16 protein-coding genes are annotated in these 24,586 nt (G+C 67.3%); 3 read left to right on the forward strand and 13 right to left on the reverse strand.

Annotated elements, in window-relative coordinates; all coding sequences use genetic code 11:
* Positions 1 to 49 precede the first annotated feature (49 nt).
* Positions 50 to 2,002: a sialate O-acetylesterase gene (locus tag N5E02_RS00750; RefSeq protein ID WP_235646174.1), complete on the reverse strand. Its 1,953-nt coding sequence runs from the start codon at positions 2,000 to 2,002 to the stop codon at positions 50 to 52.
* Positions 2,003 to 2,034: 32 nt separating this feature from the next.
* Positions 2,035 to 4,194 carry an alpha-glucuronidase family glycosyl hydrolase gene (locus N5E02_RS00755; RefSeq protein WP_235646352.1) on the reverse strand — a complete coding sequence of 720 codons (2,160 nt, stop codon included), beginning with the start codon at positions 4,192 to 4,194 and terminating at the stop codon, positions 2,035 to 2,037.
* A gap of 107 nt (positions 4,195 to 4,301) precedes the next feature.
* Between N5E02_RS00755 and N5E02_RS00760 the strand changes: the two genes are divergently transcribed.
* Positions 4,302 to 5,360, forward strand: a complete 1,059-nt coding sequence (locus N5E02_RS00760; protein ID WP_032954175.1) for a LacI family DNA-binding transcriptional regulator — start codon at positions 4,302 to 4,304, stop codon at positions 5,358 to 5,360.
* 8 nt (positions 5,361 to 5,368) lie between these two features.
* On the opposite strand, the gene N5E02_RS00765 is transcribed toward N5E02_RS00760, so the two are convergent.
* The 8 genes from N5E02_RS00765 to N5E02_RS00800 form a co-directional block, all read right to left on the reverse strand.
* On the reverse strand, positions 5,369 to 7,927 hold the full coding sequence (locus tag N5E02_RS00765; protein WP_262220013.1) for an exo 1,3/1,4-beta-D-glucan glucohydrolase: 2,559 nt from the start codon (positions 7,925 to 7,927) through the stop codon (positions 5,369 to 5,371).
* The gene (locus tag N5E02_RS00770) at positions 7,924 to 9,333 is read right to left on the reverse strand and encodes a sugar porter family MFS transporter (RefSeq protein WP_005416600.1); all 1,410 of its coding nucleotides are present in this window, start codon (positions 9,331 to 9,333) and stop codon (positions 7,924 to 7,926) included. The genes N5E02_RS00765 and N5E02_RS00770 overlap by 4 nt, the downstream gene beginning before the upstream one ends.
* A 31-nt stretch (positions 9,334 to 9,364) precedes the next feature.
* Positions 9,365 to 10,699, reverse strand: a complete 1,335-nt coding sequence (xylA, locus tag N5E02_RS00775; RefSeq protein ID WP_134955665.1) for a xylose isomerase — start codon at positions 10,697 to 10,699, stop codon at positions 9,365 to 9,367.
* Positions 10,700 to 10,742: 43 nt separating this feature from the next.
* Positions 10,743 to 12,236, reverse strand: a complete 1,494-nt coding sequence (gene xylB / locus N5E02_RS00780) for a xylulokinase (protein ID WP_197598990.1) — start codon at positions 12,234 to 12,236, stop codon at positions 10,743 to 10,745.
* Positions 12,237 to 12,401: 165 nt separating this feature from the next.
* Entirely contained in the window at positions 12,402 to 13,934 is a 1,533-nt protein-coding gene (locus N5E02_RS00785; protein ID WP_188247440.1) for a tryptophan halogenase family protein, read from the reverse strand.
* A gap of 11 nt (positions 13,935 to 13,945) precedes the next feature.
* On the reverse strand, positions 13,946 to 14,968 hold the full coding sequence (locus N5E02_RS00790; RefSeq protein WP_235649615.1) for a cupin-like domain-containing protein: 1,023 nt from the start codon (positions 14,966 to 14,968) through the stop codon (positions 13,946 to 13,948).
* 3 nt (positions 14,969 to 14,971) lie between these two features.
* Entirely contained in the window at positions 14,972 to 15,730 is a 759-nt protein-coding gene (locus N5E02_RS00795; RefSeq protein ID WP_235649616.1) for a SapC family protein, read from the reverse strand.
* Positions 15,731 to 15,860: 130 nt separating this feature from the next.
* Positions 15,861 to 18,989: a TonB-dependent receptor gene (locus N5E02_RS00800; RefSeq protein WP_235649617.1), complete on the reverse strand. Its 3,129-nt coding sequence runs from the start codon at positions 18,987 to 18,989 to the stop codon at positions 15,861 to 15,863.
* A 422-nt stretch (positions 18,990 to 19,411) separates the two neighbouring features.
* Here N5E02_RS00800 and N5E02_RS00805 point away from each other — a divergent pair, with 422 nt between their 5' ends.
* Positions 19,412 to 19,972 (forward strand): fasciclin domain-containing protein, encoded by a 561-nt coding sequence (locus N5E02_RS00805; protein WP_279945704.1) that lies wholly within the window; start codon positions 19,412 to 19,414, stop codon positions 19,970 to 19,972.
* 96 nt (positions 19,973 to 20,068) lie between these two features.
* On the opposite strand, the gene N5E02_RS00810 is transcribed toward N5E02_RS00805, so the two are convergent.
* Positions 20,069 to 20,281 carry a hypothetical protein gene (locus N5E02_RS00810; RefSeq protein WP_005416609.1) on the reverse strand — a complete coding sequence of 71 codons (213 nt, stop codon included), beginning with the start codon at positions 20,279 to 20,281 and terminating at the stop codon, positions 20,069 to 20,071.
* A 106-nt stretch (positions 20,282 to 20,387) separates the two neighbouring features.
* Positions 20,388 to 21,569, reverse strand: a complete 1,182-nt coding sequence (locus N5E02_RS00815; protein WP_005416610.1) for a serine hydrolase domain-containing protein — start codon at positions 21,567 to 21,569, stop codon at positions 20,388 to 20,390.
* A 298-nt stretch (positions 21,570 to 21,867) separates the two neighbouring features.
* On the opposite strand from N5E02_RS00815, the gene N5E02_RS00820 reads away from it, so the two are divergent.
* Positions 21,868 to 23,115 carry an arsenic transporter gene (locus tag N5E02_RS00820; protein WP_065186459.1) on the forward strand — a complete coding sequence of 416 codons (1,248 nt, stop codon included), beginning with the start codon at positions 21,868 to 21,870 and terminating at the stop codon, positions 23,113 to 23,115.
* A gap of 24 nt (positions 23,116 to 23,139) precedes the next feature.
* Here the strand turns inward: N5E02_RS00820 and N5E02_RS00825 are convergent, their stop codons facing one another.
* On the reverse strand, positions 23,140 to 24,573 hold the full coding sequence (locus N5E02_RS00825) for a porin (RefSeq protein WP_171956094.1): 1,434 nt from the start codon (positions 24,571 to 24,573) through the stop codon (positions 23,140 to 23,142).
* Positions 24,574 to 24,586: the final 13 nt, after the last annotated feature.

The following is a 24,586-nucleotide window of genomic DNA, read 5'->3' on the forward strand; positions in this document are numbered from 1 at the left end:
CTCAGGCCGGCCCTGTCGCGGGCCAGAGGGGACTGCGTGGACAACGTCATCATCGTCGGGCCTCGGCTTCGGCAATGGGAAGTTCGAACGGGCCGGCCGGCGCCCCGCTGCGATCGCGCAGCGTGCACACCGGGCCATCGGCCCAGCAGTAGCGGACGTGCGTTGCGTGCGTCGACCGTGGGCCGCGCAGCAGGATCCGGCGCGCATCCAGTTCGGCGTCGGCGTACTCGCAGTGGCGCGCATGGCCCTTGGCCTCGCACAGTTCAAAGCCGATCGGACGCAGCGAACCGCTTGCGGTGAGCGCGCCTTCGACATCCTCGAACGCAATGGCCACGGCCGTGGGCGTCCGCACGGCCGTTACCGCCCGCGGACCTGACGGTGCCAGATCCTGCTCGCCGTACACCACGTGGCGGGCCACGCGCGCCAGGCGGCGCCCGAGCTCCTGCTTGTTCGGCGGGTGGATGTCGTAGGCATCGCCGATGTCGATGGCGATGGCGAGCCCGCTCTGCGCATCCTCGGCTGCGACGCGCCGCTGCGCCTCGCGCACCTGCGCCCAACCGCTATCGGCGGGCGAAACCGGTGCCTGGCCATAGCTGGCCAGCTGCGCGAGCAGCAGTGGCGTGCGCGCACCGAACTGACGCCGCCAATCGTCGCGCAGCGCACGCAACCGCGCCGCGTACGCCGCGCCATCACCGGTGTTCGATTCACCCTGGTACCACAGCATGCCGCGCAGCCCGAAAGCGCCGAGCGGTGCGATCATTCCGTTGTACAGCGTCGACAACCCGGTGGCGGCCTGCCAGGGGGCGAATGGCGGCGCCTGTTGGCCCGGCGCCACCCGGTACTTCCACGGACCCTGCAGTGCCACCCGATCGCCGTTGTCGAACTGCAGGCCGTATGCCGTGGCGGGGCCAGCCAGGCCGCCTTCACCGTAGGTGTCGAGCACGTTGACCGCAATGCTGTTGGACCCTGCCTTCAGCAGGCCGCTGGGCAACGGGTAGCGCCTCTCGCCGGTGCCGTACTGGCTGCCCACGGAGACGCCGTTCACCCAGGTCACGTCCGCCTCGTCGGCCGATCCCAGCTCCAGGGTGGCGCCGCGTGCAGCCTGTTCAGCGCTCAGCACCACCTGCGTGCGATACCAGACCATACCGTTGTAATCGGCAAGCGCGGGCACGTTCCAACGCTCCCATGCGCCCAGTGTGGCCGGTGCGCGCGACCATCCTCGGTCATCGGCATCCGCGCGCCATGGGGCGTCGCCGGGCAGCGTGCCCTCGCGTGTGGCCCACCAGTGCTGCCAGTAGCGGCCCCAGGCTGCGCGTGCCTCCAGCGGATCACGCGCAGACCGCGCGAGGATATCGAGGGCCTCGTCCAGGCCGCCCTGCCCGCGCAGCGCACCAACGCTGGTCCAGGCCTCGATCCGCGAGCCACCCCACGCTGCCTCGATCAGCCCCATCGGCACGTCGACCGTGCGCTGCAGTTCGCGCGCGAAGTAGAAGCAGGTGGCGGAGAAATCGCGCGCCGTATCAGGCGTTGCCGATGTCCAGGCAGTGCTGCCGTTGAAGCTCTCCTGTGCCTGCACGGCGGCGTGCTGCGGCACGGTGAACAGCCGGATCCGTGGCATCGTGGCTGCGGCGATCTCGCTGGCTGCGTTGAGCGAGCGCCACACCGGCAACTCCATGTTCGACTGGCCCGAACACAGCCATACGTCGCCGACCAGCACATCGCGCGCCATCTCCCGACGTGTCCCGGCGCTTACTTCCAGCGTGTGCGGACCGCCCGCGGCCACCGGGGGCAGCGTTGCCTGCCAGCCGCCTGCGGCGTCCGCCCGGGTGCTTACCGCCTGCCCGGCAAACGTCACGGAAACCGGCTGCCGAGGGCCTGCGTGCCCCCAGACCACAATGGGCCGGTCACGCTGCAGGACGGCGTGATCGCTGAACAGCGGATGCAGCAATCCCGTCGTTTCCCGCGCCGCGGCCGGCATCGCCACCACTGCCGCAGCCATCATCAACAGCGCACACCCGACTGCTCCGAACCTGCTCATCGGCCATCCCCCGGTGCGGACGGAAACTGCAAGGCCTGGTAGTACGACAATGGCTGCGGCGGTGGCTGTTCGCCGGCGGGCAGCGGGCGGCCACTGAGCGACTGGAAGTACGCCACGCTGGCGTCACGCCACCATTGCGCTTCATCGTGCTGGATCTGCAGGAACGCCGCGACGTGCCGATGCCGCTGCGGATCGATCCGGTCGCGCAGGGCTGCCCAGGTGTCCTGCATCGAGCGCACCTGGCGCACACCGCGCGAATAGCGCCCGACCAGCTCATCCCAGAGCGTCCTGCCCGAGCGCATGCGGCGGTCCCACGGCACATGATGGAACCACAGCAGCAGCGACTCGGGCACCCGCGCGGAATCGCCGTAGATCTCGGCGACCTGCGGGGCGTACTGGCCTACTGCGTTGCTTCCGCCGGCGCTGCGGTCAAAACCGATGCCCTGGCTGTCTGCGCGGTGGTAGTACACCGACGTCCAGTCCGCACGTGGGCCTCCGTCCACCCAGGGGCCGGGGCCGTAGTGATGGCCGCGTGCCATCAGGTGGTGCAGGCCCAGCGGCGTCATGTAATCCACTGCCGCCTCGCGCGAGTCCATCATCATCCGCACGATCGGGCCGGTCACCTGCGGGTCGGGCGAGAACGTCAACGCTGCCCAGTCTTCGGCAATCGCGCGCGCGGATTGCTGCGGGTTCCAGGCCAGCCGGCCGAAGGCGTACCAGTTGGCCTGGTCGAAGTGCGAGCCACTCCAGGTACGGTCCACGCCGATGTTGGCGACGCCGGCAATACCGGTCAGTGCGTGGCCCTCCAGCGAGCCATCGATCACGCGGGCAACCGTGGAGCCCTCGCCGCGGGCATGGGTGTCGGCCTGCAGCACTTCCTCGTAGAGCGTTCCCAGGTAGACCAGGTGCGTCGCAAAACCCAGGTATTCCTTGGTGATCTGCAGTTCCATCATCAGCGGCGTGCGTGGCATCGCGCCGAACAGCGGATGGAACGGCTCGCGCGGCTGGAAGTCGATGGGGCCGTTCTTCACCTGCACGATCACGTTGGGGCGGAAGGCACCGTCCAGCCCGACAAACTCGCTGTACGCCTGCTTGGCGCGATCTTCGGGAACCTCGTGCGAATACACGAAGGCCCGCCACATCACCACGCCGTTGTAGGGCGCCAGCGCGTCGGCCAGCAGGTTGGCGCCGTCGGCATGGGAACGACCGTAATCCTGCGGGCCGGGTTGCCCCTCCGAGTTCGCCTTGACCAGGAATCCGCCGAAATCCGGAATGCGCGCATGGATCTCATCGACCTTGTCGCGCCACCAGCGCCGCACAGCCGGATCCAGGGGATCGGCCGTTGCCAGGCCGCCGAGCTCGATGGGCGCACTGAAGCGCGCGCTCAGGTAGACCCGGATGCCATAGGGGCGGAACAGGTCGGCCAGCGCTGCGGCCTTGGCCAGATAGGCCGGCGACAGGCTCATCGCACTGGCATTGACGTTGTTGAGGACGGTGCCGTTGATGCCGAGCGAGGCGTTGGCACGGGCGTAGTCGGTGTAGCGCGGGTCACGCCATTGCGGCAACGTCTGCCAGTCCCATAGCGAGCTGCCCGCATAGCCACGCTCGACGTAGCGGTCCAGGTTGTCCCAATGGTCGAGCACGCGCAGTGCGACCCGCGGCGACTCCCGCACGTCCAGGCCCTGCAGCGGCATGCCACGCTGCAACAGGCGCAGCAGGTGGAACATGCCATACAGCACGCCGACATCCCGGCGTGCCGCCACCAGCAGCACATCGCGCCCCCCGGTCCGGACCTGCCGGATCAGGAAGCCCTCGTCGCCCAACGTGGCGATCTCGTTGCCGAACGCGGCAACCAGCGCCGAAGACTGCGGCGTACCCAGCACCAGGGCATGGTCAGTAGTGATTGCCGTTCGCATTGGCGGGGCCGTTTCCAGCAATCCAGAAAGGCCCCGCGCAAGCTCGTCGCGGGTGGCGCGCTGCATCGGCGTGCCATCCGGCGCCACCACTTCGGCCAGCTGCCGCCGGTAGACGGCAGCGACCGTTGTGGCAACCGGCTGGTAGCGCATCCACAGCCTGTAGCCATCCTCCGCCCCTGCCCCGCCAGCACAGGCCAGCAGTGCGAGCACGGCGCACAGGCGCGTGCCGACAGCACGCAACAACGGCGTTAACATGCGCCTTTGTAAACTACGTCCGGGCCCGGGGCGGCGCATCATCGTCCTTCGAACCCGCGCGGCAGCGCCACCAAGAACAAAGGGATCGTGCATTGGACAAGCCGAAGAAATCGGTTCGCCGCAGAACCGCAGGCGTGACGATCGACGAGGTTGCGGCCCTTGCCGGCGTTTCGCCGATGACCGTGTCGCGGGTGATCAACCAGGGCAAGGTGCGCGACGTCACCCGCGAGCGCGTGCTGCGCGCCGTGCGTGAGCTCGGCTATACACCCAATCTTGCCGCCAGTTCGCTGGCCGCCGCACAGCACACGCGCATTGCGCTGATCTACACCAACCCCAGCGGCGCCTACCTGCGCGAACTGCTGGTGGGCCTGCTGCGCGTCGCCTCCAGTTCCGCCATCCAGCTGGTCATCGACTACTGGGACAACCTGGATGCCGAATCCGAACGCAAGGCGGCGCGTGCGCTCGCCGGACGCGTCGACGGGGTGATCCTGCCGCCACCCCTGTGCGAATCGCAGGCCGCCGTAAGCGAACTGGTCAAGGCAGGCATTCCGGTCGTGGCCATCGCATCGGGGCGCCTGAGCGAGGCCCTGTCCTGCGTCCGCATCGACGATTTCAGTGCCGGCAAGGAAATGACCGATCACCTGCTTCGGCAGGGACACACCCGCATCGGTTTCATCCGTGGGCGCGATGACCTGAGCGCAAGTGCGCTCCGCTACGACGGCTTCGTCACCGCCCTGCGCGAGGCCGGGCTGGCGGTGGAGCCTGGCCTGGTCCAGCACGGTGACTACACCTACCGGTCCGGCCTGGCTGCCGCCGAAAAGCTGTTGTCCCAACGCCGCCCACCGACCGCGATTTTCGCCAGCAACGACGACATGGGCGCTGCCGCCATCTCCGTCGCGCACCGGCGCGGGCTGGAAGTGCCGCGCGACCTGTCGGTCGTGGGTTTCGATGACACCTCGGCCGCCACCACCGTGTGGCCGGAACTGACCACGATCCACCAGCCCATCGCCTCGATGGCCAACGCGGCCGTCGACATCCTGCTGCGCACCATCCGCCGTCCGGCGGCGGACGCAACGGTGCTGCGCGATCATGTGATGCCGCATCGGCTGATCGCACGCGATTCGGTCGCCGCGCCGCCCCGGCGGCGGTAGCGCAGGCATCATGCTCCGCATCCGAGGGTGACCTCGGCTTCGTTCAGCGCACCCAGCGCGACGCGTGACACGGAGATCGTCATCGCATCGCCCGTCACCACCGACCACGGTCGGTCGATCGCGTCCATCCTTGCACCCGCCCTGGCCAGGCACTTCAGCGGCACGCCGACACGCTTCCACTGGCCCTGTGGAAGCGCCGCCAACGCCGGCCCGATGGCGACGCGCGCCGAGCAGCCCGCACTGCAGCCCACCGACAGCCACGCCTCACCCTTCGGGGCTGCGTCCACCCGTAGCGTGGTCAGCAGCATCAGGTCGCCGTTGGATTCGCGCTGCAGGTCCAGCGCCGTGTGCGACTGCAGTGCAGCGACGGCCTCGCCCTTGCCCGACCAGGCCAGGCGTCGCCCGTCCTCCTGCGCCAGATGATCCACGCCGGTGATCTTCAGCCGGTCATCGGGCAATGCGTCCGGTACGCGGGTCACGGTCAGGCCCTGGCCAGCGGCATCCTCGAGCCGCAGTGCCATGCCAGGGCCTGCGTCACCACGCGCGAAGAAGACGCCGGTCGCGCCTTCGTTGCCGGTCACGCCCGATGCCTCCGGCAGCGCGGCCAGGTCGCCGTTGTCGGCGTAGGTCAGGCCGAAGCCGAACGCAAACAACGGATCGTAGTCCTTCTGGCCCACGTTGTTGGCGTACTGGGTGGCAGTGCGCGGCCAGCTGAAACTGAGCTTGCCCTTGAAATCGTGCTGCACGCGGCCATCGCTTCCGCGCAGCAGCACATCGGCAATGCCGGCGCCTTCCGAGCCCGGCAGCCATGCAGCCACGAAGGCATCGGCGGCATTGATTTCCCGGTTCACCCAGAGCGGTCGCCCGCTCAGGAAAACCGCAACAACCGGTATGCCTTCGGCCTTGAGCCGCTTGAGCAGCGCCAGGTCCGTTTCGTTGCCGGGCTTGTAGGCCAGCGTCGGCCGGTCTCCCTGGAACTCGGCATAGGGGTCTTCGCCAAACACCACCACCGCCACGTCGGGCTTCACTGCATAGCGTCCGTCGACGGCAAGCACGGCTTCACCACCCGCCGCGCTGGCCTGGCGCGCGATGCCCTCGTAGATCGTGTCCGCATTGGGGAAGTCCTTGCGGGTGGTGCCGGTGCCCTGCCAGTTGAGCGTCCAGCCGCCGGCCTGCTTGCCGACATCGTCGGCACCGTCGCCGGCCACGAGGATCCGCTGCTTCGGCGACAGCGGCAGGAGGCCGTTCTGGTTCTTCAGCAGGACCAGCGACTCGCGCACGGCCTGCCGGGCAACCGCGCGATGGGCCGGCGCGCCGATCAGTGCGAACTGCCCGCCGACGGCCCGCGTGGATGGCCTGCCGGCCTCGAACAGCCCAAGGCGGAACTTGACCCGCAGGATCCGGCGCACCGCATCGTCCAGGCGTTGCGGCGTGATCCGCCCATCCTTCACCGCAGCCAGCGTCGTATCGTAGAACCCTTTCCAGCTGTCCGAGGCCATCGCCATGTCCAGGCCCGCGTTGATCGTGGCCGGGCAGTCTGTGGTGGTGCAGCCCTTGACCTGTCCATGACCATTCCAGTCACCCACCACGAAGCCACCGAAGTTCATGCGGCCCTTGAGCACATCGGTGAGGTAATGCCGGTGCCCATGCATCTTTTCGCCGTTGACACTGTTGAACGACGCCATCGCGGTCTGCGCGCCGGCGGCGATTGCCGGCGGATATCCGGCGGCGTGGATGCGCACCAGATCTGACTCGCTGATGCGGGTGTCGCCCTGGTCCTTGCCGTCAGTGGTGCCCCCATCGCCCAGGAAGTGCTTCACCGAGGCGATCACATGGCGGCCATCGAGGAACTCCGGCGTTCCCACCCTGCCCTGCAATCCCTCCACCATGGCGGCGGCATAGCTGGCCACCACGTCCGGCGATTCGGAGTAGCCTTCGTAGGTGCGTCCCCAGCGATCATCCTGGGGTACGGCAACGGTCGGCGCGAACGTCCATTCCATGCCGGTGACGCGGGTCTCCAGCGCGGTGATGCCACCGATCTGCCGCAGCAGCCCCGGATTGCGCGTGGCGCCCAGCCCGATGTTGTGCGGGAACAACGTGGCGCCAATGATGTTGCTCTGCCCGTGCACGGCATCGATGCCGAACAGCAGCGGAATGGCCTTGCCGCCTTTCGAAGTGTCCATCGAGGCGTCGTAGAAGGCGTCGGCCAGCGCCAGCCATTCGGCCGGCGACGCGTCATAGCGGCCACCGGGATCGGAGTTGCCACCGGCCAGGATCGAGCCGAGCCGGTAGCGGCGCACATCGTCGGGGGTGACGCTGGCGATGTCACCCTGCACCAGCTGGCCGACCTTGTCCTCCACCGTCATGCCGGCCATCAGGTCGGTGATGCGCTTCTCCAGTGCCGGGTCCGCAGCCAGCGGCCAGGTGACCTCCGGCCAGGGATCGTTGTCGTTGGCTGCGGCGGCGGCAGCCCGGTCCTGGCCGCGGCAGCCGAGCAATCCCAGCATCAGTGCGGCGACCAGCGCGCCGCTGCGGTTTACGAAGGTCTGCGATGTCATGGCGCTCATCCTTCCATCTGCTCCAGTTCCTTGCCCTTGGTCTCGTGCACATGCCGGACGACGAAGATCACCGAGATCACGGCAGCGGCCAGGTAGATGCCGTAGGTGGCTGCCAGCCCTGCCGCGGCCAGCAGCATCGGGAACGTCACCGTGACCACGAAGTTGGAGGTCCACTGCGCCGCGCCGGCGACCGCCAGTGCCGAACCCCGGATCTGGTTCGGGAACATCTCGCCCAGCATCACCCACATCACCGGCCCCCAGGACAGATTGAAGAACACGACGTAGGCATTGGCCGCCACCAGCGCCAGCGTGCCCATGCGGCCGGGCAGCTGCAGATGCCCGTCGGCCAGCGAACCGCTGGCAAACGCCACCACCACCAGTGCAAGCGACAGCGACATCCCGGCCGAGCCGAACCACAGCAGGGGCTTGCGGCCGATCCGGTCAATCAGCAGCACGGTGACCACGCAGGCGCCGATGCTCAGTGCGCCGGACAGCACGTTGATCAGCAGTGCGTCGTTCTCGGAAAAGCCGACCGCCTGCCACAGCACGGCGCCGTAATAGAACACCACGTTGATGCCGACCAGCTGCTGGAAGCAGGCCAGCCCGACGCCGACCCACACGATCGGGCGGATCCGCCCGGTCAGCGTGCTCTTCAGGTCCGACAGTCGCGGGCGATGATGGTCGTTGGACAGCGAGGCATCGATCTCCTCGAGCGTGGCCCTGGCCTTGTCGCTGCCCAGCAGCCGGGTCAGTACCCGCAGGGCGTCGTCCTTGCGTCGTTTCACCACCAGGTAGCGCGGGCTCTCCGGAATGGTCAGCAACAGCAGCAGGAACACCAGTGATGGCGCGGCCTGCATCCAGAACATCCAGCGCCAGGCGGCCTGCCCGCCCCACAGCGGTTCGGTCGACGCGCCCGCTGCGGCCGCCAGCAGGTAGTTGGACAGGAACGCGGCGGTGAGGCCGGTGATGATCGCGATCTGCTGCACGGTAGCCAGGCGTCCGCGGTAACGGGCCGGAGCGACCTCCGCAATGTAGGCCGGCGAGATCACGCTGGCCGCGCCGACCGCGAATCCACCCACCACCCGCGCGGCAATGAACCAGGCCGACGAGACCGCCGCCCCGGCACCGAGTGCCGACAGCAGGAACATCACTGCCGACAGGATCAGCACGTTGCGGCGGCCCAGGCGATCGGCCAGCCGGCCTGCACTGAACGCGCCCACCGCACAGCCCAGCAGCATCGACGCGATCTCGAACCCCTGCATCCATTCACCGGACCGGAACGCCTGGTGCAGGCCATCCTGGGTACCGTTGATCACGCCGCTGTCGAAGCCGAACAGAAAACCGCCAATCGTCGCCACCACGCTGATCAGTACGATCAGCCGCGTGTTCTCACCGCTGCCTGCTGCCTGGTTCATCCCCATCCCCTTGAGTGCACCGTGGCCGCGCTCAGCGCAGCAGGTACTGGTTGAGCAGGTTTTCGTAACGCTCCTGCTTGCCGCTGGCCTGGCGCGGTTCGCCGAGGCGGGCGGCCAGTGCCGCAAGGTCCGGCAGGCTGAGCGTGCCACGCTCGAAATCCTGGCCGGCGCCGGAATCGAAGCTTGCGTAGCGCTGCGCACGCCATTGCTCCCACGGCGACTCGGTCAGCAGTGCATGGGCAACCTCCAGCCCGCGTGCGAACGCATCCATGCCGCCGATATGGGCAATGAACAGATCCTCCAGGTCGGTCGACTCACGGCGCACCTTCGCATCGAAGTTCAACCCGCCCTCCAGCCCGCCCTGGCGCAGCACGACCAGCATTGCGCCCACGGTGTCGTACAGATCGCTGGGGAACTGGTCGGTGTCCCAGCCGTTCTGGGCGTTGCCGCGGTTGGCATCGATGCTGCCGAGCAGGCCATGATCGGACGCGACCTGCAGGTCGTGCTCGAAGGTATGGCCGGACAACGTGGCGTGGTTGGCCTCGATGTTGAGCTTGAAGTCCTTGTCCAGCCCGTGTTCCTTCAGGAAGCCCACCACCGTGGCACTGTCGAAGTCGTACTGGTGCTTCATCGGCTCCATCGGCTTGGGCTCGATCAGGAAGTTGCCCTTCAACCCGATGCTGCGGCCATAGTCGCGTGCCATGGTCAGGAAGCGCGCGAAATGCTCGATCTCCCGCTTCATCTGGGTATTGGCCAGCGACGCATAGCCTTCGCGCCCGCCCCAGAACACGTAGTGCTCGCCACCGAGTTCGACCGTGGCCTCCAGGGCGGCCTTGACCTGCACGGCTGCACGCGCGACCACCGCGAAGTCGGGATTGGTCGATGCGCCGTTCATGTAGCGCGGGTGCGAGAACAGGTTGGCCGTGCCCCACAGCAGCTTGACGCCGGTGGCCTCCTGGCGTGCCTTGGCCAGGCCCACCATATGCGAGAGGTTCTTCTGGTACTGGCCGATGTCGTCGGCATCCGGCGCCAGGTCGATATCGTGGAAGCACCAGTACGGCACGCCCAGCTTGGTGAAGAACTCGAACGCCGCGTCCACCTTTGCTTCGGCCGTGGCCAGTGGCGAGGCGGCCTCCCACGGGAACTGGCGGGTGCCCGGGCCGAACGGATCGTGCCCGGCATTGCAGAAGGTGTGCCAGTAGCACACGGCGAAGCGCAGATGCTCCTGCATGGACTTGCCACCGATGACCCGGTTGGCATCGTAGACCTTGAAGGCAAGCGGATTGTCCGAGCCCTTGCCCTCGAACGGAATGCGGCCGACGCCGGGGAAGTATTCCTTGGCGCCGATGAAGGGCTGCGTGCTCATGGTGCGTGCTCCTGTCGTTGTACGGGGTGTCGTGGAGGAGCCATCAGCCGCGCTGCAGTGGCGTGATGGCATCAAGATGGCTGAGGAAGCGTGCGTAGGCCCGTGCATAGGCATCGCTGCGGGCCGGATCCGGCCGTGCGGACAGCGCGGGATCGACGGTGACGTGGCGCGCGGTGATGTCGCTGATCGAGGTGGCGTCTCCCTGCGCCCGGGCGAGCGCCCACAGCGCCTGCAGTGCCGCACCAAACGCCGCGCCTTCGGCCTGCATCGGGACCTCCACCGGCAGGCCGAACACATCAGCCACCAGCTGACGCCAGGCAGCGCTGTTGCTGCCACCGCCGGTGAGCACGATGCGATCGAACTGCATGCCCGCGCGGACGAAGGCGTCGTAGCCGTACTTCAGGCTGTAGGTCGCGCCCTCCATGGCGGCGCGGTAGAGATGCGCCGGGGTGAAATTGGCGGTATCCAGGCCAGCCAGCACACCCTTGCCGAGCGGCAGGTCAGGGGTACGTTCGCCATTGAGGAACGGCAGCATCACCAGGCCCCCTGCCCCCGGCGGCGTTGCGCGAAGATGCGCGTCGCCGTCGCGGCTGCTGAAACCGAAGGCGCTGGCCACGCGTTCGGTGGCCACGGTGCAGTTCATGGTGCAGATCAGCGGCAGCCAGCCCCCCGTGGACGAGCAGAACGCCGCCCACGCGCCATCCGGATCGATCACCGGCGAGCCGGAATACGCAAACAGCGTTCCGGAGGTTCCCAGGCTCATCGCCAGCCGCCCTTCCGTGACGCAGCCGGTGCCGATCGCCGCCATCATGTTGTCGCCGCCGCCAACGGCCACCTTCACCGCCGCCGGCAGCCCGAGCGCGGCTGCGGCCTTCGGCGCGATATCGAACAGGGCATCGGGCGCAGCGATCGGCGGCAGGCAGGCAGCAAGATCACGATCAGGATCGGTTGCGCGCAGCAGTTCCTGCGACCATGTGCGTGTGCGCACGTCCAACCAGCCGGTGCCGGACGCATCGCCAAGCTCGCAGAACCGCTGCCCGGTCAACACGAAATTCAGGTAGTCGTGTGGCAGCAGGATGGTCGCCAGCCGCGCATAGGCGTCGGCACGGTGGGTCCGGGTCCAGGGCAGCTTGGAGGCCGTGTAGCCGGCCAGGATCGGATTGCCCGCCAGCGCGATGGTCCGCTGGAACCCGCCCACGGCCTCCATGATCTGGATGCATTCGACCGAGGTGCTGGTGTCGCACCACAGCTTGGCCGGCGCCAGTACCTGGCCATCATCGCCAACTGGCACGAACCCATGCTGCTGGCCCGATACCGCCAGCGCAACGATGCGTGCGCGCAGCGAGGGATCGATCCGGGCAAAGCAGTCGCGCAGGGCCGACACCCAGTCGGCCGGCGCCTGTTCGCGGCTGCCGTCGGCACCGCTGTCCAGCGCGAGCGGCGCGCTGGCCGAGGCCACCACCGCCTGCTTCAGCGGGTCATAGACCAGCACCTTCAGGCTCTGCGTCCCTGCATCGATCCCTGCAACCAGACCCATCGAAACCGCCTCCGATCAACAAAAAGGTAGCGCTAACATTCCGTGGACTCAAAAAGGGGGCGTGGTGTCCGGCCCCCTCGTTGCCACCGCGCGCGTCATCGCCCGCGGTGTTGCCGCACTGTAACCAGCTGCAGCGGAAAAAGCGTGCTGCAACGCAAAAGCCTGCTACGCGCTTGCTGCCGTCGAACGCCACACGTCCACGCCGGACCTGCAGTACTGCGCGATGAACTCCGCCTGCGCCGGCATCTGCGCGGCGGCCTGCTGCACAGGCCGTTGGATGCCCTTCAACAAGGTGCGCAGATCGACATCACTCACGGCCTGCGCCAGCGGGTGCGCAGGACCGGGCGCGATGCCCTGCCCGAGCAGCACGCTGGTCCAGGATTCGACGCGGAACAGCTCGCCGGGGTCCTGCCACGCATGCGCACGCTCGCGCCACGCCTGCAGCCGCTGCTGCAGGGACTCGGGCACGCGCATCTCGCGACAGGCCTTCCACATCGGTTCGCTGCGCTGCGTGGCGTGGTAGTGCAGGATGATGAAGTCGCGCACGTGCTCCATTTCCTGGCGGCTGACATCGTTGTACAGCTGCACCAGCGACGCACTGATGCCGTCGAACGGGAACAGCTGGATCAGGCGCACTACCGCGCTGATCGTCAGATGGATGCTGGTCGACTCCAGCGGTTCGATAAAGCCGCTGGCCAGCCCGAGCGACACCACGTTCCTGTTCCAGGCCTTCAGCCGGCGTCCACTGCGGAACGGCACCTTCCATGGATCGCGCAAGGGTGGAGCCCCGGCATCGCGCAACAGTTTCGCGGCGGCCTCGTCATCGGACAGATGGCGGCTGTCATACACCAGCCCGCAGCCAACGCGGTGCTGCAGCGCGATGTGCCAGCGCCACCCCGCCTCGTGGGCGATCGCCCGGGTATAGGGTACCGGCGGCGCCACCGCTTCGGTCTGCACCGCCACGGCCCGGTCGCATGGCAGCCATTCGTGCCAGTCCTCGTAGCCGGTGCCCAGTGCCTGCTCGATCAGCAGGCCGCGGAAGCCGGTGCAGTCGATGAACAGATCGCCCTCGATCACCTGGCCGTCGTCCAGCACCAGCGCCTGCACCGACCCGTCGTGCGCGTGCTGCCTGACCTGGGCGATCCGGCCTTCGATCCGGCGCAGGCCGTGTGCCTCGGCCCTACCGCGCAGGAACCTCGCATACAGCCCGGCATCGAAGTGATACGCATAGCTGGCCTGCGGCTGGGTGTGCAGCGAGAAGCGGTCGCCACGCGAGGCGATGCTCTCCAGGCAGAAGTCGCCCAGGTCCGAGGGCATGCCGCGGCGCAGGCTGTCCAGCCAGAAGTGATGGAAGGGGGCCGCCCAGGTGCCATGGCCGATGGTGCCGAACGGATGGAAGAAGCGATCGCCCGGCAGGCGCCAGTTCTCGAACGAGATCGACAGCTTGAAGGTGCCGGCCACCGCACGCAGGAACTCCTGCTCGTCGATCTGCAGGAAGCGGTGGAAGGTGCGGATCGGCGGCACAGTGGACTCACCGACACCGACCGTGCCGATCTGCTCGGACTCGACCAGCGTGATCTCCAGCTGGTCACGGAACTGGTGCGCAAGCGCGCAGCCGGCCAGCCAACCCGCCGTACCGCCACCGGCAATGACCACCTTGCGGATGCGCCCTGAAGGCGTGCTCTGGGTATCCAACATGGTGCCCTCTCTCAACGGTTGAGCCTGCCCAGCAGCATCGCGCGCATGCGGCGGGCGCGCTGCTCGTCGAACGGTGCCAGATCCCCTCGCGCGGCGTCAGGCAGGTGCTGCCCCGCGCGCTCGCCAGGGCCGAATGCGTAGTAGCGGAAGAGCCCTTCCCAGGCCTGCTTTTCGCGCGCCGGCAGATCACGCACGGCCCACATCGCGTGGTGCAGCGCCGCCAGCGCGGATCCCAGCCAGGCCGGCGAGCTTCGCCACCAGTAGTTCACCAGCACGTTGAACGGTTCCAGGCTGCGTACATGGTGCCACCACATGCTGGGAATGAAGATCGCATCGCCGGGCCCAAGCACCGCACTGCGCGCCTGCGCCAGCGCCTCGCGGAAACGTGGATGCCGATCGAAGTCTGGCTGTTCGAAGTCCACCACGCTGACCACCTGTCCGCCCGGCGTGGGATCGAGCGGGCCCGGATAGAGGTTGTCGATCTGGGCGGGCGGGAACAGGGTGAACTCGCGCCGCCCCACCGCGCAGCAGGCGAGGTTGTCGGGTGTGTCGAAATGGCACGAGGCCGTCACCCGGTTGCCGATCCAGATGCTGGCGGTGGCGTCGATGCCCTGCCTCGCCAGACCGGCGTCGTTGGCCTGCGCGAATGCCGGCAGCAGTGCCCGCGCAATCGGCAGCGAGGCCACGTAGTAAGTGGGCGGTTGCGGTGCATGCAGCGTCATGGCGATCTCTTCCAGCACCTGGGCCAGCACGCCGCGCCGCACTTCGAAGTTCAACCGGGTGAAGTCCGCGCTGTAGAACGGGCGCCCCCCGATCTCGGCGCCGCCAAACGAGTACTGGATGGGTGCACCCGCATCGACGCTGCACAGGTACGCCATTGCATCCTGCACCCCGCCCAGCCCGGCCTGGACCAGCGGCCAATCGGTGGCGATGCCACGCAGCACGACTGGCTCACCGGCCTCCACCAGGTCAGCCAGTGGCAAGGCGGCAGGATCGATGCCTTCCAGGATCCGCATCGGCAGGGTGGCCTGCACCGGTCAGTTCCTGGCCGCCTGCGCGGTGCCGTCCTGGACGCGGAGACGGCGCTGCTTCTCGGCGATCAGGCGGCGCATGTTATGCAGCGAGGCAAGCATCAGGTACGCACCCTCCAGGTAACCGGCGCGGTTCAACGCAGCCAGGCGTGGACTGTCCAGCGCAGCCAGGCGCTCGCGGTCGATGCCGTGCAATCCGCTCACGCTCACCCGGTGGTGCGGCGCGAGCTGCACATCGAGCGTGACCGGCTGGATGAGCCCGCAGTCGTCGAGCATCGTGAACATACTGGCCGCGAAGGCACTGCCCTCGTGGATGCCGCGCAGAACGCCGGCGATGTGGTCCAGGTAGGGCGTGTTGCCGCCCTGCGGCAGGAACAGCGGCTCACCGACGCCGGCGGTGACGCGCGGATGGTCCAGGTCCACGTGCATCACCGCATCCTGGGTGAGCACGCCATCCACGTAGTGCTCTTGGAAGCCGATCAGGAACGGCCCTTTGGCCGCCGCGCCAGGCAGGTAGGAGGCATTCCAGCGCCCGTCCAGCAGGAACAGGTTCTCGTGTTGTTCGAAACCCAGCAGGGCCACGGACTGCCACGCTCCCGTCCCGGCTTCCCTGCGCAGGAAGATCGGATACTCACGCTGCAGTTCAGCGAACTCGCTGGGATAGGCCGGCACCATGCCCACCGCATCGCCGAACTGCGGCCCGAATCCGGTGGCGACCTTCAGGTCCCGATGCGCGATGTTATTGAGCATTTCATAGCGGGCCATCAGGGTATCCAGTCCAGTGCGGGGTGGCTGGCCGGCAGCGTAGCGCAGGCGCGACAGGTGCGGCGACACCGTCCCGGCGCGGCAACGCTGGCGGGCCGCGGTGCCGTGCCGGACGCATCGGCAACCAGGCTCAGAACTTGTAGCGGACGCCCAGCATGTAGCGCGGGCTCTGGTCTGCCAGCTTGACGATCATCTGCGAGGTGCGCGACCGCCACCGCACATCCTCGCCGGTCAGGTTGATCGCCTCCAGGCTGAAGGACCAGTGGTCATCCAGCGCGTAGTTGACGCTGAGATCCCACTGCTCGTACGGCTCCACATAGTAGGGATTGCGGCTGGAGCCCTGGTTGGCCAGGATCAGGTACTGGTCGCGCCAGTTCCATGCCAGGCGCACCGACCACCCGTACTTCTCGTACATCAGCATAGCGTTGGCGGTGTCGCTCAGGCCGGTGAGCGAGAACTGGTCGATGCCCGGGTCACCGCCATTGTTGTAGCCGACATCGCCTTTGACCACGGTGTAGTTGGCCAGCACGCCGAAGCCGGTGTCGCCGAAGAAGTACTGTCCGCCCAGCTCCCAGCCATGCAGCTTGGATTTGTTCTGGTTGATCGGGCGATTGACGTTGAACTGGTACAGCGGGTCGTTGGGCTGCCCATACAGATCGTAGGCCGCTTCGGTGGCCAGCACCTGCGCATCAGTGCCGTTGTAGGCGCCCAGGCCGGCGGGATTGTTGCGCAGCAACGCCAGTGCGGTGAACAGCGAGGTGTCGTTGGCCGAGCAGGCAGCGGCATTGGCCGGCCCGACCTGGGCGACGCAGGCGCCGCTGGTCAGGAAGTCCAACGCCGCCCGCGCATCCGGCCCGGAGGTCGGGTCGGTGAGCCCGTACAGGCTTTCCTGCACGACGGTGTTGCCGATGAAGTTGCTGACCGACTTGTTCCAGTAGGTCAATGACACATAGCTGGCGTCGGCGAAGTACCACTCCAGCCCCAGGTCGAGGTTGTCCGATTCCAACGGCTTCAGGCTCGGGTTCTGCGAATTGCCGCTGGCGCGCGACGAGGGATCGATCAGCACCGAGCCGAACGGCTGCTGGGCCCCGGGTCCCGCATAGAGATTGCCATACGGCGCGCGGGCGATGCTTTTGCCGAACGAAACGCGGCCCTTCAGCTCCTCGGTGAGGTCGATGCTGAAATCAAGGTTGGGCAGGATGTAGCTGTACCGCGCCTTCTCCGTGAAGGGCTGCTGCTCATCGGACAGCACGATGCGGAAATCGTTGTTGGCCTGCCACTCGATGGACTCGGGGACGGCAATGACCGAGGTCGACACCACGTCAGTGGTTTCATAGCGCACGCCCAGGCGGGTGTTGGTGCGCATGCCACCCAGCTCCCCGTCCAGCTCCACCTGGAAGTACGCCGCCTTGGTCTTCTCTTCCACGAAGTTGTCGGCCGCGCGTTGCGGGTTCACACCCAAGCCGACGCCGTACTCGCGCGATGCCCATTGCGCGAGCTGCCCGGCATTGCCGCGCCAGGCGGGCCAGCTGTTGGCACTGTAGTCGTCGAACAGGCCGACGATGCTGACCGGCTGCAGCAGGTCCATCAGGCCTGCGGCGGTATCCCGGTCCACGTTGGCCACGCCCCAGTCGCCCAGGGTCGAGTAGGCCTCGGCGGCCTGGATGCGGTGGGTGGTGGACTTGTTGGTGTCCACGCCGAACTGGAAGCGCCCGTGGTCGAAGTTCCATTCGCCATCGACGCGCGCCTGCTTGATCTCGCTGATCTGGGTCTGCGCGTTGACGCGCAGCACCTGCGTGCCAATCTCGCCTTCCTGGAAGCCCGGATTGACCACGCCATTGGTCCCGGCGACCGCATCGGCGGTGCTGGGATACCAGACCTGGGTGCCAACCGGCAGGCCATTGTTGAAGTTCAGCTCCTGCACCCAGGAGCCACCGCAATGCGGGCCACGGGTACAGTTGTTGGTGCCGGCGATGCTCATGAAGATCGAACCACCGCCGGTCAGCGGATCATTCGGTCGGCTCTCGTTCTTCGAGTTGTGCGCATCAAAGCTGAGCTTGAAGCGGTCGCTGACATTCCAGACGGCGTTGAAGCCCAGCGAACCCAGCTTGTACTCCTGCGTGCTGCGCTGCTGCTCCAGGCCGAAATCCTTGGTGCCGGCGATTTCGCGGATGTATACCGGTGTCGCGACGGCGCCACTGGTGTCGAACTCGACGTTGGTGTAATTGCTGTTCTGCAGCCACATGCCCTGCTCGCCACGATTCTCGGTGATCTCGTTGGTCGAGTAGGTGTAATCCACGGTCAGGGTCAGGCTGTCCGTCGGTGCGAACTGCAGCACGGCCTGGCCGTTGACGCGTTCGCGCTCGAATTCGGAGAACGCGTAGCGCAGGTCATTGGGCCGCGCGTAAAGCTGGCCGACGGCCGGAGCATTGACCACGGTCGGATTGCCCGGCATCGACCCTGTCCACGGCTGCACATTCCAGTAGTTCTCCGTGGCCTGCACCGAGCCACCCTTGCGCTTCTGCTGGCTCGCGCTGAGGCTGACGCCAAAAGTCTTTTCCGGATTGCTGTAGCTGAAGATGCCCGACAGCTCCGGTGTCAGGTCATTGTCGAACGGCTGGCTCTGGTCGGACACCAGCTTCGCCCCGGCGTTGGCCACGATGCCGGCGTGATCGAGCGGGCGCGAGGTCAGGATGTTGATCGTCGCGCCGATGCCGCCGCTGGGCACCTGTGCCTGGCTGGTCTTGTAGACCTCGATACCATTGATGGCCTCGGCGGCCAGCTGCGCGAAATTGAAGGCGCGGGTGCCGCCGTCGACACCGCCGATGGCGACCTGTCCAGAGGCACCGAATGCATCGGCGCCCGGCATCTGCCGACCGTTGAGCGTGACCATGTTGAACTGGGGGCCGAAGCCACGCGCGGTCACCTGCGCACCCTCGCCGTCACGGCGCTCGATGGAGATGCCGGTGATGCGCTGCAACGACTCGGCAAGATTGGTATCGGGGAACTTGCCGATGTCCTCAGCGCTGATCGCGTCGACCACGCCCGCCGAGTCGCGCTTGATGTCCATGGCCTGGCTCAGGCTGTTGCGTATGCCCGTGACCTGCACTGCATCGAGCTGGGTGGGCTGCGACTGGCTCTGCGGCTGCTGCCCGGTCGCCGGTGCTGCGTCCTGCGCAAAGGCAGGATTGATGACCAGGGCGCCACCCACGAAGGTGAACATGGCCCGGGACCGGAACTTCGCCAATGCGCGGCTCATGAACCGGACCTCGGGGCCAGGGTGCCGCGGAAACTGCAAGTGCTCATGAAAGTCCCCTCTGACATACGATCGAATGGATGTACCGCCCCCTCCCAGGGGCACGCACGGGCGTGGCCCGCATTCCAAACCGAACAGCACGGGTGCTCAGGCACGCCGCGACTTACACTTGCTTTTCAAGCCTGCCAGGACAAACACGCGGCAAAGAAGGCAGCCCCTGGACCTTGGATCCCCGTCCGACTGGTAGCGCTACCATCGCGTTGCAGCGGAGAGTAATCACCGCGGTTCGCCGTTGTCACCATGCAGCGCAGCAAAACCGCCTGCGGGCCAAACAGCTGATGACTCGGCCGTTGCTGCATCCGGTCACGCTCACCCGACGTAGGAAAAATGCCCGCACTTGCGGGTCATCCAGAAAGGAACGCACCGTGAACGCTCTTCAGCGCATCGCCGCCGCAGTCGGCTTCGCCGTACTCGTTTCGTCCGGCTCCTCGGTTTTCGCCGCCAACACCGTCATCGTGGGCGGGGCAGAAATGTACCCCACCAGGACCATCGTCGAGAACGCCGTCAATTCCAAGGATCACACCACGCTGGTTGCAGCGGTCAAAGCAGCCGGCCTGGTCGACACCCTCAACGGCGCCGGGCCCTTCACTGTTTTCGCGCCCACCAATGCGGCCTTCGAAAAGCTGCCTGCAGGCACTGTCGAGGCACTGGTGAAGCCTGAAAACAAGGCACAGCTGACCCGGATCCTGACCTACCACGTCGTCCCGGGCAACTACAGTTCCGCCCAGCTTCTGGCCGATGCCCGCAAGCACAGCGGCAAGGCCACCCTGAAGACCGTGCAGGGTGAGCCTCTCACCGTGGCGCTCCACGATGGCAAGCTCTGGGTCATCGACGCAAAGGGTGGAAAGGCAGGCATCAGCATTGCAGATGTCGGCCAGTCCAACGGCGTCACCCACGTGGTCGACACCGTGCTGATGCCCAAGTAAGCGGCCTCACGCAACGGGCATCCGGCGCGATGCCCGTTGCCCGGGCCGGTCATCCCGACGTCACCATGCGGATCCCTGCCCGGCATGGCGTCGTGGCTACCACTCCGGCCCGAGCAGCTTGGTCACTTCGGCCTCCAGTTTCTGCGCGGCCTCATCCTGGGAGGCGACCTTGATGCTCAGCCCCGACTGCGCCGGCCCCGGCACCAGCTGGTAGCGGTTGATGGTACCGCCACCGTCGCCGTCCAGCGCTACCCGCGCCACTACCGTGCGGCCATTGGCGTGGAAGGTCCAGTCCTGATAATCAAACATGCTTCAGTAGGTGTGCGGCCAAGATGTCATCCCACTTTTAGCGGCACGACAGTGAAGAACGCTCCAGGAGGATGTTCAGAGCGCGTGGACATGATGACGACAGGGCCTATTGCAGTGTCCGCGCCAACTGCAGGACATCGGCGAAGAAGGAGGGATAGTCGTCCTGTGGAGCGCTGTGGGTCTCGCGCCGGTGAACCAGACGCACGGCGACCACGCGCTGTTCCGGGACGATCATCAGGTATTGGCCCAGGTAGCCGTTGGCGGCAAAGCCGACGACCGGTCCCCGTGAGATGTCGTAGAGATCGGCGAGCTTCAGGCCGCGCGCGGAGATCTGGCTGCCGTAGCGCTGGGACCAGTCCGCGCCCAGCTGATTGGCGAGGAAGGCGACCAGTGCGCTGCGGCTTTCGAATACTCGCCCTGCGCTGGCCTGCAGTGCGCGCTGTACGTCGTCATCCACGCCCCTTTTCACCAGCAGATCCCGTAGCCGGGGCTTGAGCTGGTACCGTTCCCAGGCCGGTATCCGCCACCACAGCAGCCCAACATCTGGCGCACGGGCGCTTTCGGTCGTCATCAACGCGACCGACTGCTCACTCAGGAGACGCCTGCCATCCGGTGCCACGCCTCCGTCCAGCAACAGTTGCCCGATGGCGGCAAGATCGGCCGCGCGCAGGGACAGCCCGGCCATGCCCAGCGGGGTGCCTGCCTCATCCTTCATCCAGGTGTAGTGGGCAATGCCCAGGGGCTTGAACAGCCGCGCGTCCAGATACGCGTCCACAGGCTCGCCTGCCAGGCGCTCGACAATGCCGGGCAGCAGGTTGGTAGCCTTGTTGTTGTAGGAGAACACGTTGCCCGGGTCATCGCTCAGCTCGGCAGCCAGTGCCAGCTTGACCAGGTCCGGGGCCCCTTCCAGCTCTTCGCCCGCGTTCGCCACGTTCTGCAGGCCCGAGGTATGGTCCAGCAGCATGCGCACGGTAATGGCGCTCTTCCTGCCCTGCTTCCATTCGGGATAGATCCGGCTGACCGGCGTATCGATCGAAGCCAGCTTTCCTTCGTCCAGCAGCAATGCAATGGCCAGCGCGACGACCGACTTGGTGGCCGACATCAGGTGAACGGATTCCTGCCCGGCGGCGGGCTTCAGCTCAAGCAGCGTCTCCCGCTCATGCATCACCAGGACCGCATCGGAATGCGCGGCGCGTGCATTGCGCTCGATCGCGGCAAGGGCATCGGCACGTGTCGCCGCTTGGCTGGGCCCGGCGATGCCGAACACCAGGGCCAGGGCGCAGGACAACCAGCAGGATCTTGGCATCGCAATCTCGTCCAATGGGTGTGTGCGTAGATTGACTACATTTGTAGTCACGCTGCAGTGCCTGAAGTCATGGCGCGCTTGAGTGCTGAACGTGGGCTGGGCGCCGCCCCCCGGCCCACCTGCAACGCGGTCGACGGCAGCGGTCGCCAAGCCGCGCCGCACGGTATGATGCGGCGACCCGGAACCTGCGATGATTTGCAGCGGCCGCCCATCCGCTGATCGCGCGCGCCAGGCCCCACCTGCGCCGGGGTCGCTGCAGGTGCCGCTGAAGCCCCACTCCATGCTCGCCCCCCAAGCCCCCCTCGTGATCTGGGCAGCGGTCGCCGTTGCCACTCTCGGTCTGCTGTTCCGTCCTTTGCGCATCCCCGAATATGTGTGGGCGTTGGGCGCTGCCGCCCTGTTGCCGTTGCTGGGCGCGGTGTCGCTGCATACCGCATGGGGTGCGGTGGCCGAAGGCCGCGACGTCTACCTGTTCCTGGTCGGCATGATGATGCTGGCCGAACTGGCGCGGCGCGAAGGCCTGTTCGATTGGGTCGCGTTGTATGCGGTGCGGCATGCGGGCGGATCCGGGCGACGCCTGTTCGACCTGGTGTTCCTGGTCGGCACGCTGGTGACGGTGTTCCTGTCCAACGATGCAACGGCCGTAGTGCTGACGCCGGCGGTCTACGCTGCCTGCAAGGCGGCGCGCGCCAATCCCCTGCCCTACCTGTTCGTCTGTGCATTCATTGCCAATGCGGCCAGCTTCGTGCTGCCCATTTCCAATCCGGCCAACCTGGTGGTGTACGGCCAGCACCTGCCGCCGCTGCTGCAATGGCTGGCGCAGTTCGCGCTGCCGTCGGCGGCGGCGATCGGTGCCACCTATCTGGTCCTGCGCTGGGTGCACCGGCGCGAGATCGCCCAGCCGCTGGTGGCCGCGCCGGCGCATCGCCCGTTGACCGACGGCGGCCGACTGAGCGCACTGGGCGTGCTGTTCACCGGCACCGTGTTGCTGGTCACGTCCGCCTTGAACGGGCCATTGGGCCTGACCACGTTCTGTGCGGGCACGCTGAGTGTGGCCGTGGTGGCGATCCGCCAGAGGCGCAGCCCGCTGCCACTGCTGCGACACGTGTCCTGGGGCGTGCTGCCGCTGGTGGCGGGACTGTTCGTGCTGGTGGAAGCGGTGGCGCAGACCGGTGTCATCCAGAGCGCGGCCAGCGCGCTGCAGGCCGTGGCGCAGGCGTCTCCACGCCAGGCCAGCTGGCTGGCCGGTGGCGCGGCTGCGCTGCTGAGCAACGTGGCCAACAATCTGCCGGTCGGCCTGGCCGCCGGTTCGCTCGGGCAGATGGCCGACCTGCCGGCGCAGACCCGTGCCGCATTGCTGGTCGGCGTGGATCTGGGACCCAACCTGTCGGTCACCGGTTCGCTGGCGACGATGCTGTGGCTGGTGGCCCTGCGTCGCGAGGGCGAGCATGTCAGCGCGCTCGACTTCCTGCGCGTCGGCGCGCTGGTGATGCCGCCGGCGTTGATCGGAGCGCTGCTGCTGCTCTGACCGGCGCGCGTGCGGCATGCACTTCTAGAAGGCCACCTGCAGGCGGGTGTTGAAGGTGGTGCCTTCATCCCTGCCCTGGCCGGTGCCGCTGCGGTTGCGGGTCTGCCAACGGATCGCCTCGAACATCACGCGGCTGAAGTCGTTGAGATACCAGTTCGCACCCAGCGTCCACGCGTGGCCGGTACCGCCACTGGGCAGCTCGGCATAGTCCACGTCTTCGTAGCGCCCTTTCAGTTCCCATGCCCCGGCGCCGCCGCGGGTGACAGGATCGGCCACTTTCACCCGGCCCCAGGTGCCGGCCTTGCCCGAATAGGCCGGCCTTGCACCGGCCAGGAACCAACCCGCCGAGATCGCCCAGGCCTGGTGGTCCAGATCGTAGCGCCCGCTGGCGTCGGCCCCGCGCAGGTTGCGCGTACCCCATTCGCCGGTCGCCCAGGCCGGCCCGAAGAAGCCTGCCAGTTCCGCGCCATAGGACGTGCTGCGCTCGGCGCCCAGCAGTGTGCCCGGCGCGATCTTGACCAGGTCGTTGAAGTGCCCGGCGATGGCCGAACTGCGGACGACGCCGCTGGCGCCTGCGGCGATCTCCTCGTGGAAGGCCCAGGCCCCCAGGTGCACCGTGACCGCATCACTGGCCACCGGGTTCCAATGCACGCGCGTGGCCCAGGTCTGGCTGTCGTTGTCGGTGCCGGCGTTGTTGAGATCGTTGCCGGCCACCGACAGGCTGGCATGCCAGTCCTTGCCGTACACGCGCTCGGTCAGGCCGACACCGAACAGCCCGCGCTGCGGCAGCATCAGCGTGCCGACCACGTTGCGGTCCTGGAACGGCGTGTTGGAAGTGCTGCTGGAGCCGTCGATACCCCGGTCGTTGAGGCGGTTGCCCACGGTCAGGTCGGCCGGCAGCCCGAACAGGCGGTGGTCCACGGTGGCGTAGACCGACTTCCACGCCACCGCGTTGTCGGCGAAGTCACCTTCCACCGCCCAGCCGAGGATGCCATAGCGGCCTTCGGCGCCCAGCCGCACCGAGCGGATCTCGGTACCGGATATGTTGCGGTCACTCACTGACGATCCGTCTGTGCTGGACGCGTCGACGAACAGGCGTCCGCGCGGACGGAACGCCACGCTGCCATCGGCACTGCTGAACTCCGGTGCGCCCTTGGACCAGGTGACCTTGGGCGCCTTGGCCTGGCTGGATTCCAGTGCGGCGACGCGGGTGTCCAGCGCGGGGCCCTGCGTTGCGGGCACAGCACCGGCGGTGCTGTGCCCGCCCTCCACGGCACGCAGGCGCGCCTCCAACTGCTGGATCTGCAGCGCCTGCTGCTGCACCAGGCGTGAGAGTTCGGCCTGGCTCAGTGGTGCGGGTGGGGACGAAACAGCCTGGGCGCCAGCATGGCCACTGGCCAACAGCAGGCCGAGCGCGACCGACAGCGCTGCCAGCGGCAGCACGGTGGAATGGTTCATGGACTCTCTCCGG

The organism is Stenotrophomonas sp. GD03777 (assembly GCF_029842485.1).
GTDB classification, from domain to species: Bacteria; Pseudomonadota; Gammaproteobacteria; order Xanthomonadales; family Xanthomonadaceae; genus Stenotrophomonas; species Stenotrophomonas sepilia.

Excerpts from the sequence above, each read along its gene's own strand:
- N5E02_RS00750 (WP_235646174.1), bottom strand. The coding sequence starts at position 2,002 with ATGATGGCTGCGGCAGTGGTGGCGATGCCGGCCGCGGCGCGGGAAACG.
- N5E02_RS00765 (WP_262220013.1), bottom strand. The coding sequence starts at position 7,927 with ATGAGCGCCATGACATCGCAGACCTTCGTAAACCGCAGCGGCGCGCTG.
- N5E02_RS00770 (WP_005416600.1), bottom strand. The coding sequence starts at position 9,333 with ATGAACCAGGCAGCAGGCAGCGGTGAGAACACGCGGCTGATCGTACTG.
- xylA (WP_134955665.1), bottom strand. The coding sequence starts at position 10,699 with ATGAGCACGCAGCCCTTCATCGGCGCCAAGGAATACTTCCCCGGCGTC.
- xylB (WP_197598990.1), bottom strand. The coding sequence starts at position 12,236 with ATGGGTCTGGTTGCAGGGATCGATGCAGGGACGCAGAGCCTGAAGGTG.
- N5E02_RS00785 (WP_188247440.1), bottom strand. The coding sequence starts at position 13,934 with ATGTTGGATACCCAGAGCACGCCTTCAGGGCGCATCCGCAAGGTGGTC.
- N5E02_RS00795 (WP_235649616.1), bottom strand. The coding sequence starts at position 15,730 with ATGGCCCGCTATGAAATGCTCAATAACATCGCGCATCGGGACCTGAAG.
- N5E02_RS00800 (WP_235649617.1), bottom strand. The coding sequence starts at position 18,989 with ATGAGCCGCGCATTGGCGAAGTTCCGGTCCCGGGCCATGTTCACCTTC.
- N5E02_RS00810 (WP_005416609.1), bottom strand. The coding sequence starts at position 20,281 with ATGTTTGATTATCAGGACTGGACCTTCCACGCCAATGGCCGCACGGTA.
- N5E02_RS00820 (WP_065186459.1), top strand. The coding sequence starts at position 21,868 with ATGCTCGCCCCCCAAGCCCCCCTCGTGATCTGGGCAGCGGTCGCCGTT.
- N5E02_RS00825 (WP_171956094.1), bottom strand. The coding sequence starts at position 24,573 with ATGAACCATTCCACCGTGCTGCCGCTGGCAGCGCTGTCGGTCGCGCTC.